We start from the raw sequence: 14,130 nt of genomic DNA, 5'->3' as shown, positions 1-14,130 counted from the left end.
CTGTCGTATGTGGGAGCCGAGAAATGAACAAACACGAACTGGCGTGCCTGGAAGATCTTGAGCGAAAAATACTGTGGCTATCGACCTGGATGATCCACCACGCCAATCACCTTAGATCGAGTGATGACGGGCTCAAGGTGGGTGGCCATCAGGCCTCATCGGCCTCGCTTGCGACCATCATGACCGCACTTTACTTCCGTGTGTTGCATCCAGAAGACCGGGTCGCGGTCAAACCGCACGCCAGCCCCATCTTTCATGCCATACAATATCTCTTCGGCAATCAGACGCGCGACAAGTTGGAAGCGTTTCGCGCCTATGGGGGGGCGCAGTCCTATCCTTCACGAACCAAGGACACGGACGATGTCGACTTCTCGACTGGCTCGGTCGGCCTCGGTGTCGCCCAGACGCTATTTTGTTCGCTTGTGCAGGACTATCTCCGAGCAAAAGGCATGGCCGCGGATCATTCGGAGGGCCACATGGTTGCCCTTGTTGGCGATGCCGAGATGGATGAGGGCAACATTTTCGAAGCCTTGCTCGAAGGCTGGAAGCACGGCCTGCGCAATACCTGGTGGATCGTAGACTACAACCGCCAGAGCCTGGATGCCGTCGTAAGGGAAGGGCTGTGGGAGCGCTTTGTTTCGTTGTTCCAGAATTTCGGTTGGGACGTCGTCATCCTCAAATACGGAACTCTTCTGGACGAAGCCTTCGCCGAACCAGGCGGGAAGGCCTTGCGCGAATGGATCGAGCATTGTCCCAACCAGCTCTATTCAGCGCTGACCTTTCAGGGCGGGGCGGCATGGCGCAAGCGACTGCTGGATGACCTTGGGGACCAGGGCCCGGTTTCAAAGCTCATCGAGAGCCGTTCTGACCAAGATTTGGCCCGGCTGATGATGAACCTCGGGGGGCATGACATGCCTTCGTTGCTGGGGGCATTTGAACACGCTCGCACTCATGACCGGCCGGTTTGTTTCCTCGCCTATACAATCAAAGGATTTGGCCTGCCGCTGGCCGGGCACAAGGACAATCACGCCGGCTTGATGACCTCGACCCAAATCGAAGACATGCGAGCCAGGTCCGGCGTGCGGTCCGGACGCGAGTGGGAGCCATTCGAAGGTCTTTCGCATCCCGAAGGGCAGCTGAGGGAATTCATCGATGCGGCGCCTTTCAATCGCAAGGGACGGCGCCGCTTCGAGGCTTCCAGAATTGCAGTGCCTGCGGCCCTCACTGTTTCCGCGCAATCCTCCATGTCGACCCAGCAAGGTTTCGGGGTTCTCATGCACGAGATCGCGAAGCAGGACACCGATCTGGCGAGAAGGATCGTCACAGCTTCGCCCGATGTCACCGTCTCGACCAATCTCGGCGCATGGGTCAACCGCCGCGGGCTCTTCGCCCGCAAGGAGTTGGTCGACGTTTTCAAGCGAGAGCGCATTCCATCGACTTTCAACTGGGAATTCTCTCCGAACGGTCAGCACATCGAACTAGGCATTGCCGAGATGAACCTGTTCCTCCTGCTTTCGGCCTTGGGATTGTCCCATTCGATTTTCGGCGAACGCCTGTTGCCAATTGGGACACTGTACGACCCGTTCATCGAACGCGGCCTCGATGCGTTGAACTATGCCTGCTATCAGGACGCTCGCTTCATAGTTGTCGCAACACCCTCGGGGGTGACGCTTGCGCCTGAGGGTGGCGCTCACCAATCGATTGCGACGCCGCTGATAGGAATGGCACAGGATGGGCTTGCCAGTTTCGAACCGGCTTTCGTCGACGAGCTCGCAACAATCCTGCGATTTTCGTTCGACTACCTGCAGCGCTCCGGCGATACCCAACCCGATCCCGTGACGTGGCTCAGGGACGCCGTCGGCGGCTCGGTCTATCTCAGGCTTTCGACCCGTTCGATCGAGCAACCGAAACGCGTGCTTGATGACACGCTTGCCGACGACATTCTCAATGGCGGCTATTGGATGCGCAAACCAGGACCCAACGCCCAGGTCGTGGTCGCCTACAGTGGCGCGGTTGCCCCGGAGGCAATCGAAGCGACCGGATTAATCGGCGAGGATCGGCGTGACGTCGGGCTTCTGGCCGTCACGTCTGCGGATCGGCTCAATGCCGGCTGGACCGCCGCGCAGCGATCCAGAGAGCGCGGCTTGGTTCACGCCCGCAGCCACGTCGAGCGATTGCTTGGGGACGTTCCATCCACCTGTGGGTTGATCACGGTCATCGACGGCCACCCTGCTACGCTGGCGTGGCTTGGCTCCGTCAAAGGCCATCGAACGCGTTCGTTAGGCGTCGAGCATTTCGGCCAGGCCGGCACCATCGCTGATCTTTATCGGCACCATGGACTTGACGCCCAGAGCATCGCCCAGGCCGCGCAAGGTATTGCGCCGGGAAAGCCAATACGGCACTTGAGGACGGTCTTTTAAGCGGGCACCAAATTGGAGGCGCTGCGGTCCCGGTCCGTTGAAGGAGCTGTTTCCCTGTCGTTGTGTCGCTGAGGGTCGCCTTTTTCTCCGGCAGGATGAGCCACCCGCGATTGCCTAGGGCGACCGGTCTGGCGGCTCAAGAGCCCTCATCAGGCGTTATTCAGCGCTGACCGAACCAAAACCCCTCCACGGCGTTGAATCGCGCGTTGCGTCAACAGCTGGGACATTACCGTGAAAAAGGGCGAGCTTTCCACCTATCGAGCCAAACGGGATTTCACGAAGACGAAAGAACCGAGTGGCGAGAGCTCGATTGCGAGTTCGAACCGACTGAGGTTTGTCGTTCAAAAACATGCGGCCACGCGGCTACACTATGATCTTCGCCTTGAGCTTGGTGGCGTCTTCAAGTCATGGGCCGTTACCAAGGGGCCGTCCCTGGATCCACACGACAAACGCCTCGCAGTAGAGGTGGAAGACCATCCGCTAGACTACGGCGACTTCGAGGGCACCATCCCCAAGGGTCAATATGGCGGTGGTACGGTGCTGCTGTGGGATCGTGGATATTGGGAGCCGGAAGGCTCCATGTCTCCGGAAGAAGCTTTGGAGAAAGGCGATCTGAAGTTCACGCTCGAAGGCAAGCGGCTGCACGGAAGCTTTGTCCTGGTGCGCATGAAGCGCAACCGCGATGGCGGGAAACGAACCAATTGGTTGTTGATCAAACACCGCGACAAATACGCAACGGACGGCAACGGCGACGCGGTTCTGAAGCAGGCCCGGTCCGTCGCCTCCGGGCGCAGTATGGAAGCGATTGCCGCGGGAAAGGGAGCCGGACCCAAGCCGTTCATTATGCAAGGTGAATCGGCGGCCGACGCCGTGTGGGACAGCAATCGCGGTCGTGATGGTAACGAGCGCGTCGCCACCACTGCAAAGTCATCTCCGCACGCCAGAAAGATCGCTCGCTCTTCCGGGGCAAAAATGCCCGACTTCATCGCACCACAGCTCTGCGCAACGCTTTCTCGTCCGCCGGCAGGCACCGACTGGGTCCACGAAATCAAGTTCGATGGCTATCGCGTCCAGTTGCGCGTCGAACAGAGCGTCGCCACGTTGAAGACCCGGAAAGGCCTGGACTGGACGGAGAAGTTTGGCGCCATCGCAAAGGAGGCCGTCCATCTTCCCGATGTCGTCATCGATGGCGAGATCGTTGCACTTGGCGAAAATGGGGCTCCCGACTTTGCCGCCCTGCAAGCCGCGTTGTCGGAGCGCAGAACGAAAAACCTAATCTTCTTCGCCTTTGATCTCTTGTTTGCCGACGGCATCGATCTGCGAAAGCTGGCTCTTTGTGAACGTAAGGAACGGCTGAGCGAGATCCTTGGCGAGGTCGAACGCGGCGAGGCCAATCTTATCCGCTACGTCGAGCACTTCACCAATGGCGGCGATGCCGTGCTGCGCTCCGCCTGTCGTCTTTCACTTGAGGGAATCGTCTCGAAAAAGGCTGATGCAGCCTATGTGTCGGGCAGAACCGATACCTGGGCAAAATCCAAATGTCGCGCCGGACATGAGGTCGTGATCGGCGGCTGGTCGACAACCAACGGCAAGTTCCGGTCGCTGCTGGTCGGTGTGAACCGCGGCGACCATTTCGCCTATATAGGCCGTGTCGGGACAGGATACAGCGAGGCGAAGGTCAGACAGCTGCTCCCAAGGCTAAAGCAGAAGAAGGTGGCCACATCCCCGTTTACAGGCGATGGCGCGCCGAAAAAGGATTCTACTGTCTTTTGGACGAAGCCGGAATTGGTTGCGGAGATCGAATTCGCCGGCTGGACTGCCGGTGGCAATGTGCGGCAAGCCGCTTTCAAGGGCTTGCGCGAGGACAAGCCGGCGAAGGATGTCGAGGCCGAGCGACCCGCCGATCCTCAAGAGACCCAGATAGTCGAACCCGCCAAGTTAACCGCCCGGACGGGGAAAAGCCCGATCGTAATGGGCGTCATCATTTCCAAGCCTGACAAGCCGCTCTGGCCAGATGCCGGCGATGGTGGCCAGCCGGTCACCAAACTCGACCTGGCGGAGTATTTTGAGGCCGTTGGCCCCTGGATGATCAAACATCTCAAGGGCCGCCCCTGTTCGCTTGTGCGAGCCCCGGATGGCTACGCCGGCGAGCAGTTCTTCCAGCGCCACGCAATGCCAGGTACGTCCAATCTGCTGGAACTGGTGAAAGTCTTCGGCGACCACAAGCCATACTTGCAGATTGACCGTGTGGAAGGCTTGGCGGCGATTGCCCAAATCGGTGGCTTGGAGCTGCACCCTTGGAATTGCCAGCCTGGTCATCCTGAAATTCCCGGCCGACTGGTGTTCGATCTCGATCCTGGACCTGAGGTTACATTTGCGGAGGTGGTGATAGCGGCCAAGGAAATGCGCGAGCGCCTCGACGATCTGGGCTTGGTGAGCTTTTGCAAGACCACGGGGGGCAAGGGTCTTCACGTGGTTACACCCCTGGCCGGACAGCGCAGCAACACAACTTGGCCGGAGGCAAAGGCCTTCGCCAAAGCGCTGTGCGCGCAAATGGCGGCAGACCGTCCGGAACGCTACCTCATCAACATGGCCAAGAAGCTGCGGACATCGCGAATCTTTCTCGACTACCTTCGAAACGATCGCATGGCGACGGCGGTCGCCCCCTTATCACCGCGCGCCAGGGAGGGTGCCACTGTATCCATGCCGCTGACCTGGGGGCAGGTAAGAGCCGACCTCGACCCGAAGAAATACACCGTTCGAACAGTGCCGAGCCTCATGAAAAAGACCGCCGCGTGGGCCGATTACCACGATGGCGAGCGATCGATCAGCATTGCCATCAAACGGATGGGTTCAGCGAAGCTCGCCGCATGACATCGAACACAACGATACCGTCTTTTCCCCTTCCACTGGACACCGCGCCGATGGAAGCAAAGGCCGCCGACGCGTTGCCGAGCGGCACCGACCAATGGCAATACGAACCCAAATGGGACGGCTTTCGCTGCCTGGCCTTCAAAACTGGCGACGCCGTGGACCTGAGAGCAAAATCGGGAAAGCCGCTTGGCCGATATTTCCCGGAAGTCGTAGCGCTGCTGCGTGGACTGGAAGCGACGGAATTCGTCGTCGATGGCGAGATCGTCATCGAAATTGATGGCTCGCTTTCTTTCGATGCCCTTCAGATGCGGCTGCACCCGGCTGAAAGCAGAATTCAGAAGTTGTCCGTTGCAACGCCGGCCAAGTTTATTCTGTTCGATATGTTGGCAGGCTCGGAGGGTGACCTGAGGCAGCGGCCTCTTACGGCGCGACGCGCGGAGCTGGAACGGTTTGTAAAGTCGGCGGGACGCATCGATCTCGAGCTATCGCGCTGTACACGGGATGTGGCGATCGCAAGTCTGTGGCTTCGCGAATCCGGCCACGGTTCGACCGACGGAGTCGTTGCGAAGCTACTTGAGGATGAGTATCGGCCCGGCGAGCGCGCCATGGTAAAAGTCAAACGGCTACGCACGGCGGATTGCGTCGTCGGAGGCTTCCGCTACCTTGCCAAATCACACGAGGTCGGCTCGCTATTGCTCGGCCTCTACAACGATCAGGGGCAACTTGACCATGTGGGGTTTACATCGACAATCGCGCAGGAACACCGCGCAAACCTCACGCGTCAACTTGAGGCTTTACGGTCGCCTCCCGGCTTTACCGGCAAAGCGCCGGGAGGCCCCAGCCGGTGGAGCACGGAAAGAAGCGGCCAGTGGGAGCCATTGCGGCCGGAACTGGTGGCGGAAGTTCGCTTCGATCACATCACCGGCGATCGCTTCCGGCATGGCACCAAATTTTTGCGATGGCGCCCCGACAAAAGTCCCCGACAGTGCACGTTCGAGCAGATTGTGAATCAGTGAGCGAACCTGTCGGGGGTTGGATGTTCTCGGGGGCAAAACTTCAGGAGTTGATAAGCCACACGCAAAGCCGCACTTCAGGACAGAATGCGCCTTCTTGCAACTAAAAGTTGCATAACAAACATTATGGAACAAACGATATTTGTTTTAAAAACAAATAGTTAGCACATAGCTTTTTGTGATCGACTGGCCAGGACATGCACTGGCCAGTCGATATGAGTGCCTTATTCGGCTGCCTGCATATTGATCTTGCTTTCCGCCATTTCGGTAAGCTTGCGATCGGTTGCCTGCTCTTCCTTCAAGTTCTTGGCCAGCACATTTGCGCAGTCGCTGCGGCCAAGCTGTTTGGCCCAGGCAATGAGAGTGCCATAGCGGGTCATCTCGTAATGTTCGACGGCTTGAGCCGAGGCTATCAACGCCGCATCGAGGACCTCCTTGTCGTCGACATCGGCGCTGACATCGTCGGCCTCCTCAAGAATGCCGTCAATTGCCGGGCAGTTGACCTGCTTTGCCTTGACGCCATGCAATTCAAACACCTGTTCCACACGGGCGATGTGGCCCTTGGTCTGCTCCAGGTGCTTTTCAAACCCTGCTTTCAATTGCGCATCGGTCGCCTTGTCGATCATCTTCGGCAGCGCCTTTTCGATCTGCTTTTCGGCGTAGTAGATGTCGCGCAGCGTGTGCACGAAAAGATCGTCGAGTGTTTTGATGTCCTTCGAGAAGAAACCCATGATCTTGCCTTTCCCAGTTCTGATGATGAAACCGGCGGCGCGTTGGCTACCACCGTATGACGCCGAGGAAGGGGCTCGGCCTGCTTGATCAACGTGCCGACGGCGGCGCGGTTCCTAATTTTTCACTGGTGGGGGTGGTTGATACGGAAGGGAGAAATCCATTCGCCGGACGCTAGCTGGCCGCTCTGCCCTACCGCCCATATCCGTCGCGAGAATGGTCGCCAATCTCTCAAACCGAGCGGGCCATCGCAAGTAGAACCCGGCCTGGAGCCTTTGCCTCAATAAGCGTTCTGCCCAGATGCCAGGCGAAAAATGGTCACTGGGAAGGTGGGCCGAATATACTTCATTGCATTGGCAACGGAGAGGGACCTTGACCCACGACGGAGACGCTTGCCGCGCTTGAACGGCTCCGCCACCCAAGGTTCGTCCATGGCCCAAGCAACGCGGCAGGCCATCCGCTGGCCAGGTCAGTGATCCCGCGCCAAGCTCTGCTCGCCTATATCGATGCGCGGTCGCATCGACGCTGCTCTCCCCCTCGCCCTCCTGCTGCGCTCTTCCCAGCCCGCGAACCTCAGGAAGCAGTTCCTGGCGTCGGCGGGAACTCACCTGCCGGCTTGACGTTCAAAACCAATCCAACATCCAACAGGAGATATGGTTATGCCACGAGGCGACAAATCGAAATACACCGACAAGCAGGAGCGCAAAGCCGACCACATTGCCGAAGGCTATGAAAAACGTGGGGTTTCTGACAAAGAGGCCGAACGCCGCGCCTGGGCGACCGTCAACAAGGATGATGGTGGTGGCAAGAAGGAAGGCGGCTCCGGGCGCGGCAAGCGCACCGGTCACCCGGCGGCGCACAAGGGCGGTGAAAGCGGCGGCAAGGCATCGGCTTCGCGCTCCGCGGCAAGCCGCTCGGAATCGGCAAAGAAAGCCGCCGCAACCCGCAAGCGAAATGCCGAGCACCGTGCTCGTTGAGTTCGTGATTACGGCCACCCTGATGAGATCGAGGGCATGAAATCACGGGTCATCCGCGAGGTCGGCAGCTTTCAACGCACCTTCGTCGTGATCCTTGATCCCGGCGAAGAAGCGTTCGCTTCGCTGACGGCTTTCACGGTCGACGACAGGATCGGCAATGCGTCCTTGACCGCGATCGGAGGTTCGAAAGAGCGACCGTAGGCTGGTTTGATTCGAATGCGAAAATGTGGCGCTGGGCGACGACGGCACAGCCTCCACGTCCATTCAGCATTAGGATTGAGGGACGGCACGACCAGGGGCGGGCATCTGCTTGAGGGCCCCGTGCGGCCGACGCCCGAAGTGACCTTGGCGCCTGGTCACCTGCGCCGCAGCAAATGCCCGGAATTTGTGACCTCCGAGCCGCGGCGGCGCAGTCAACTCGATCCCGCCACGCCCTTCTTGCTCTGCTCCGGGGCGGAGCTGTCAGGCGCCTGTTCCCAACCGAAGACACTGCGGCCGCCGAGCAGATGCGATTGGTCGAATTCTCCAGCGACGATCTCCTTCAGGCTGGGGCCGGTGGCGTATCGCTCGACTTGGCGTGACTGCTCGTCAAGGCGCTTCAACGCGCCAATTTCCTCTTCGCGCCCAAGCTTGGCCTTCCGAACGGCCGACTTCAATACGCTTATTGTCTCGTCATAGACCTTGAGCGGAACCGGGAACGGGTGCCTGTCCTTGCCGCCATGCGCCAGCGAGAAACGGCCAGGGTCTGAAAATCGGCACGGCGCGCCATGCACCACTTCGGCGACGAGGGCCAGCGCCCGCACCGTGCGCTGGCCCACTCCCGGGACCAGGAGAAGCTCGGAAAAATCCGCAGGGCCACGTTCGGCGGCCGCCGCCATATTTCCATGAAGTCGGCGCATCACGACGTCGCTTTCGCGCACATCATGGTGAGCCGGCATGACAAGATGCGGCAGCAGCGGCTGCGCCGGCGTCGACGCCGTGGCCGGGCTCAAGGCAGCGAATTCCCGCAGGATGCGGTCGGGCCCTAGGCTTTGAAGCAGGTCCAGCTGGCCCTGGCGCGAGGCCTCGGCACGGTGATCGGTCAGGTTAACGATCTTGCCCTGATTGGCGCCCTCGATGGCGGCGTGCGGCTGATCGACGAAACTCTTCAAACCTTCGGACAGCCAATGGTAGCGGCGCGCAACCTTGCTGTCGCCGTTCATGCCTTGCTGTACCACCACCCAGTCGCCGTCATTGGTGACGATGAAGCTGTGCAGATAGAGGTCGAACCCATCCTGAACGGCAGCGCTGTCCACCTTCGCGACAAGCCGGCTGGCGGTTGCCAGGCGAGTGCCGTCGAAGCCAATACGCTCACCAATGGCGGCCAGTTCATGCGGGGTTTTGCGCGAATGCGCGCCCCGGCCGCCGCAGACATGAATGCCGAGTTCGTCCGACAAGGGCGTGAGACCGCGCTTCAATGCGCCGACGACGCTGGTTGTGATCCCGGACGAGTGCCAGTCCATACCCATTACGGCGCCGAATGACTGGAACCAGAACGGATGCGCCAGACGCCGCAGCAATTCTTTACGGCCATAGTGATGAACGATCGCCTCGCACATGACGGCGCCAAGGCGCGTCATGCGGTCGCCTAGCCATTTTGGCACGCGTCCGCCGTGAAGTGGAAGATCAGCACTGCCCGATCGTTGCGCCACGCCTGTTTGCCTGTTGCGATGTCTGTCCTGTGTTGACAGATAGGTATCCGAGCCGCCGCGAAGAAGCCTCTTTTGTTTTTGCTCCCTCGGCGCCGAACGATATCAAGTCTAGTCCCGATTGCCTTGTGCCAGTCCGTTCGTGCAGCAGTCAATCTGGCTGGCCATAGTCCTTGCTGCTATCGGCGCGAACCTCTTCCTTGGTCGGCTAGGCATCAAATCAAAAGCATCTATCGAGCATTGACCGTCATACACCCGGGAAGTTGTCGGCTTTCAACAGACCAGCGAGGTGCGCGGCATTTGCAGCAGCCATTTCAATAGCTTCGCCCACCCCTTGCGGCGTCGTTGGCAAGTCGACGTAGTTGACATTGCCCATGGCCTCGCCGACCCAGTAGATTCCGCCATTGGCGGGTATCGTGAAGCCAACATCGTTCAATGCCTGAAAGCATTCGGCGTGGCAGTGATGGGCACCGTCCTCGTTTCCGACGATCGCCACCAAGGCAACCTTTCCTGCCGCCGGCATCCGCCCATGGGTATCGGTCTCGTCCAGAAACGCATCCATCCTCTCCAAAACCCGCTTAGCGACGCTCGAGGGCTGGCCGAGCCAGATTGGCAGTCCCAGCACGAAGATGTCGGCTGCCAGTATTTGCTTCCTAGGCTTCGGCCAATCGTCCCCCTTGCCCATATCTGAAAGTACGCCCGGCTTGATGTCGTGGTCGAGCGCCCGTACGATTTTGCCTTTCACATCGTAGGGCGCCAATGCCGCAAGAACATCGGCGAGCAAACGGTCGGTGGACGATCTTTCCTTGTCGCCCGAGGCTTTAAGTGAGCAGTTGAGGGCGAAGGCTGTAAGCTGCATTTGGCCATCCAGTGCGTTCGCGAAGGCCCATCAGCGGTAGCTTCTTTCGCGGGGCTTCGCATGGCGCCAACGTCGTCTCGAGAGAGTTGTTCCCCGGTGATCGCGGTGAGGAACGCCGTCGGCCTCGATAGCTTGGAATGCCTTTCTCATAGTGCTCTCGCCATGCCTAAAAGAAACCCGTAGCTGCATGCGTCTTTGAATAGCCGGCGGACCGGCAGGATGAACCCGGCTACTTTGAAGCGACGTTTGCGAAGGGTCGTCCAGAGCTGCGAAATACAATACGCAAGGGAACTCCCGCCTTCTCACCAAGTTTGGAAACACCCGCAACGGGTCATTTCCAAACAAGGAGGATACAGTGATGGCAAGCACAAACCAGTCGACCGCCAAGGCCAAGGGCCTTGAGGATTTGCTCCTCGACGGTCTCAGGGATATCTACTACGCGGAGAAGAAAATTCTGAAGGCCTTGCCGAAGATGGCCAAGGGCGCAGATGACGAGCAGGTCACCGCAGCCTTCGAAAAGCATCGTGCCGAAACCGAAGGCCAGGTCGAACGGCTCGAGGAGGTCTTCGAACTTCTCGGCGCGACCGCGCGTGGCAAAACCTGCCCCGCCATCGACGGCATTCTCGAGGAAGGATCCGAAATTCTCGATGAGTATAACGGATCGACGTCGCTGGACGCCGGGCTCGTAGGCGCCGCGCAGGCTGTCGAGCACTACGAGATCGCGCGCTACGGCACTCTGATTGCCTGGGCCACTTCCCTAGGCAAGGGTGATGTCGTTGAGCTTCTCAACGCGACCCTGGAAGAGGAAAAAGCCACCGACGAGGCTCTAACGTCACTGGGCGAGGGTGGCGTGAACGACCGGGCGGCCGAGCGGCAAGCAGCCTGAGCTGAAGCCGGTTTTTCAATGGTCCCGGCGGCAGCGCCGGGGCCATTCTATTCCACCGGTGAGAGCCCTTCCTCCAATAGCGCAACACCGGCGGCGATCTATTGACGGATGAAATGCATGGCATTGCTGATGATCCTCACGCGGAACCATTGTAGGGTGTCGACGTTTCTCAAGGCTGTCGGGAACCCAGATTACGGAAAGCGCAGGTATGACGGAATGCATGTCCGGGCCGGGGCTTCCATCAATTGACTATGAGGACTTTTTCGAAAACGGCGGCATTGGTTTGCATATCGTCGACGGTGCTGGCCGTGTGCTCCATGCCAACAAGGCCGAGTTGAACCTTTTGGGCTATGAAGCCCCTGATTACATCGGTCGCGACATCGCCAGCTTTCACGTCGATGAGCACGCCATCAACGATATCCTCGCCCGTCTCACGCGAGGAGAGGCAGTCGAACGATATCCTGCCAGGCTGCGGGCACGCGATGGTTCCATCAAGCACGTGGAGATCAGTTCCAGCGGCCAGTTGGAAAACGGTCAACTCGTGCATTCGCGCTGTTTCACCGTCGACGTGACCAAGCTCAAGTCCGCCGAATTGGAAATAGATCGGAAGGATGCCCGCTTTCACCAAATCCTGGATGCATTGCCGGTCGCGGTCTACACGACCGATGCCCGAGGTGTCCTTACCTACTGTAACCAGGCGGCGGCGGACCTTGCCGGCCGGGAGCCGAAAATCGGCGAGGATCAGTGGTGCGTCACCTTTCGCCTGTTCACGGTCGACGGCCAGGAATTGCCGCACGACGAATGCCCCATGGCAATCACGCTCAAGCAAAACCGCCCGGTTCGTAATGTCGAAGCCATCGCTCAGCGGCCCGATGGCAGCTTTTTTCCGTTCCTGCCATTTCCCACCCCGCTCAGGGACGAGCACGGAAATCTGATTGGCGCTGTCAATATGCTGTTGGATCTGACGGAACGCAAAAGAGGTGAGGACGCCGCCCTGCACCTATCCGCGATTGTCGAATCGTCCTTCGATGCGATTGTGAGCAAGGATCTGGACGGGTTCATCAAGAGCTGGAACAAAGGCGCCGAGCGACTTTTTGGCTATACCTCCTCCGAAGCCGTCGGGCAGCATGTAACCATGTTGATCCCGTCTGACCGCCATGATGAAGAGCCGCGAATCCTTGATCGTCTCCGGCGTGGCGAGCGGGTCGAGAGCTACGAGACGATACGCCAGCGCAAAAACGGGGAACAGGTGCCGGTCTCACTCACCATTTCGCCGATTCGCAATGCCGCCGGCCGCATTGTCGGCGCTTCGAAGATTGCGCGCGACATAACCGCGACCAAGGAGAACGAACACCGTATTCGCATGCTGATGCGCGAAGTCAATCACCGCGTGAAGAACCAGTACTCGGTCATTCTTTCGATGATCCGGGAAACAAAAAAGAATTCCCAGAACTCCGACGAATTTCAAGAACAGGTGCGGGAGCGTATTATGGCGCTGTCGAGGTCGCACGACCTACTGGTGTCGGCCGACTGGAAAGGCGCCTCCATTTCTGATCTGCTCTCGGCCCAAGCAAAACCGTTCGGCGGGGAAGACGCGATCACCATTGCCGGTCCTCCTGTCACTCTCACTTCCAATGCGGTGCAGTACCTTGGAATTGCCTTCCATGAATTATGCACAAATTCCGCCAAGTACGGGGTGTTGTCCGGTCATCAGGGCACCATCGCTGTCACCTGGAGCATTGCCGGCAAACACTGCAATCGAACGCTCAAGCTGAAATGGGTGGAGAAGGACGGACCCGATATCAAGTCGATCGGGAAAAAGGGCTTTGGCAGCATCGTGCTGAAGCGCGTTACGCCCCAGGCGTTGAGCGGGACCGGAGACCTACAGTACGGCGCCAATGATGTGGTCTGGACCCTCGAGGCGCCGCTATCGTTCGTCGAGGCTTCGTTGCGCGAAGAGCGCGACACCGAAAATCGCTAAACCCAATCCGCTGCAGGTGAATGGCGTCAATCGCCGTCGCGCTGCCTTACAGCTCGCGAGGCGTTTGGCTAGGATGTGAAAGCTTCATCGCGCATAAGGAAATGGCCCGCGTCCCCAACACGAACGCGGGCCGGCCAAGCGGCCAGCATGGCCAGCAGCGCTACCCCAGGGAGGAAAACGCCGCCAAGCTGACAACTTCAGCCCTCCATTGAGGTTCCGGCGGGTACCTCAAAACGGGAGGCGTAGTGCTTACCCCCGCCGCTACCCTCCCGTGGTCGACTCGGCTGTGGGGTTTTTTTCGACTTTGGGGTTCTGATCGACCGGCTCGCCGTTTATGTTGTCCGTTTTGGAGTTCACGGGGTCCCCTGCCGGCGACTGCGGCGGCGAGGAGCTCTGCGATCCCCCCTGCTCCGTCGCTGGTGTCTTTGCCTGCTCGCCGTACAGCTCCGCGGCGCCCCAGGCTATTGCGGTCAGAAGCAGTGCTGCGATCAAGATTATCAGCCCGTGGCGACCCCACCCGCCTTGACGCGCCTTCTTTTCCAGAACGATCTTTGTCATGTCCAGACCCTGTCATATAGCCGCGACGACCAAGCGCCTCGGCCTGCCCAACTGCAATTGAAGAACGCTACCGTGGCTTAACCTCGCGCGAGTATCGAGGTTCCGAATGAGTTGAAAAAGCCCTCGCACTGCTGCGGCGATACGG

Annotated in this window: 11 protein-coding genes; 7 read left to right on the top strand and 4 right to left on the bottom strand. The window is 59.3% G+C overall.

Annotated features, from left to right (window positions below; translation table 11 throughout):
• The first annotated feature begins 23 nt into the window (after positions 1-23).
• The 3 genes from AC56QP_RS35900 (at position 24) to AC56QP_RS35890 (ending at position 6,310) form a co-directional block, all read left to right on the top strand.
• Entirely contained in the window at positions 24-2,420 is a 2,397-nt protein-coding gene (locus AC56QP_RS35900; protein ID WP_497101081.1) for a thiamine pyrophosphate-binding protein, read from the top strand.
• A gap of 231 nt (positions 2,421-2,651) precedes the next feature.
• Positions 2,652-5,294: a DNA ligase D gene (gene ligD, locus AC56QP_RS35895; protein ID WP_489863726.1), complete on the top strand. Its 2,643-nt coding sequence runs from the start codon at positions 2,652-2,654 to the stop codon at positions 5,292-5,294.
• Positions 5,291-6,310, top strand: a complete 1,020-nt coding sequence (locus AC56QP_RS35890; RefSeq protein ID WP_489863727.1) for an ATP-dependent DNA ligase — start codon at positions 5,291-5,293, stop codon at positions 6,308-6,310. Before ligD ends, AC56QP_RS35890 begins: the two co-directional genes overlap by 4 nt.
• Positions 6,311-6,531: 221 nt before the next feature.
• Here AC56QP_RS35890 and AC56QP_RS35885 read toward each other — a convergent pair whose 3' ends face one another.
• On the bottom strand, positions 6,532-7,038 hold the full coding sequence (locus AC56QP_RS35885; protein WP_489863728.1) for a YciE/YciF ferroxidase family protein: 507 nt from the start codon (positions 7,036-7,038) through the stop codon (positions 6,532-6,534).
• Positions 7,039-7,695: 657 nt separating this feature from the next.
• Between AC56QP_RS35885 and AC56QP_RS35880 the strand changes: the two genes are divergently transcribed.
• Complete coding sequence (locus AC56QP_RS35880; protein ID WP_489863729.1) at positions 7,696-8,013, top strand: plasmid stabilization protein; 318 nt, start codon at positions 7,696-7,698, stop codon at positions 8,011-8,013.
• Positions 8,014-8,049: 36 nt separating this feature from the next.
• Positions 8,050-8,214, top strand: coding sequence for a PCC domain-containing protein (locus tag AC56QP_RS35875; RefSeq protein WP_489863730.1), 165 nt, complete (start codon positions 8,050-8,052; stop codon positions 8,212-8,214).
• A gap of 212 nt (positions 8,215-8,426) precedes the next feature.
• Here AC56QP_RS35875 and AC56QP_RS35870 read toward each other — a convergent pair whose 3' ends face one another.
• Together AC56QP_RS35870 and AC56QP_RS35865 are read right to left on the bottom strand one after the other, a co-directional pair.
• The gene (locus tag AC56QP_RS35870; protein ID WP_489863731.1) at positions 8,427-9,704 is read right to left on the bottom strand and encodes a DUF763 domain-containing protein; all 1,278 of its coding nucleotides are present in this window, start codon (positions 9,702-9,704) and stop codon (positions 8,427-8,429) included.
• A 244-nt stretch (positions 9,705-9,948) separates the two neighbouring features.
• Positions 9,949-10,560 (bottom strand): flavodoxin family protein, encoded by a 612-nt coding sequence (locus tag AC56QP_RS35865; RefSeq protein ID WP_489863732.1) that lies wholly within the window; start codon positions 10,558-10,560, stop codon positions 9,949-9,951.
• 358 nt (positions 10,561-10,918) lie between these two features.
• Between AC56QP_RS35865 and AC56QP_RS35860 the strand changes: the two genes are divergently transcribed.
• Together AC56QP_RS35860 and AC56QP_RS35855 are read left to right on the top strand one after the other, a co-directional pair.
• Positions 10,919-11,446 (top strand): YciE/YciF ferroxidase family protein, encoded by a 528-nt coding sequence (locus tag AC56QP_RS35860; protein ID WP_489863733.1) that lies wholly within the window; start codon positions 10,919-10,921, stop codon positions 11,444-11,446.
• A 208-nt stretch (positions 11,447-11,654) separates the two neighbouring features.
• The gene (locus AC56QP_RS35855; protein ID WP_489863734.1) at positions 11,655-13,427 is read left to right on the top strand and encodes a PAS domain S-box protein; all 1,773 of its coding nucleotides are present in this window, start codon (positions 11,655-11,657) and stop codon (positions 13,425-13,427) included.
• Positions 13,428-13,688: 261 nt separating this feature from the next.
• Here AC56QP_RS35855 and AC56QP_RS35850 read toward each other — a convergent pair whose 3' ends face one another.
• A complete protein-coding gene (locus tag AC56QP_RS35850; RefSeq protein WP_489863735.1) occupies positions 13,689-13,985 on the bottom strand; it encodes a hypothetical protein in 297 nt (98 codons plus the stop codon).
• Positions 13,986-14,130: the final 145 nt, after the last annotated feature.

The organism is Mesorhizobium sp. RCAM 05104, from assembly GCF_059683645.1.
Note: the sequence above shows the minus strand (reverse complement) of the source record. Positions and strands in the feature narration are given on the sequence as shown.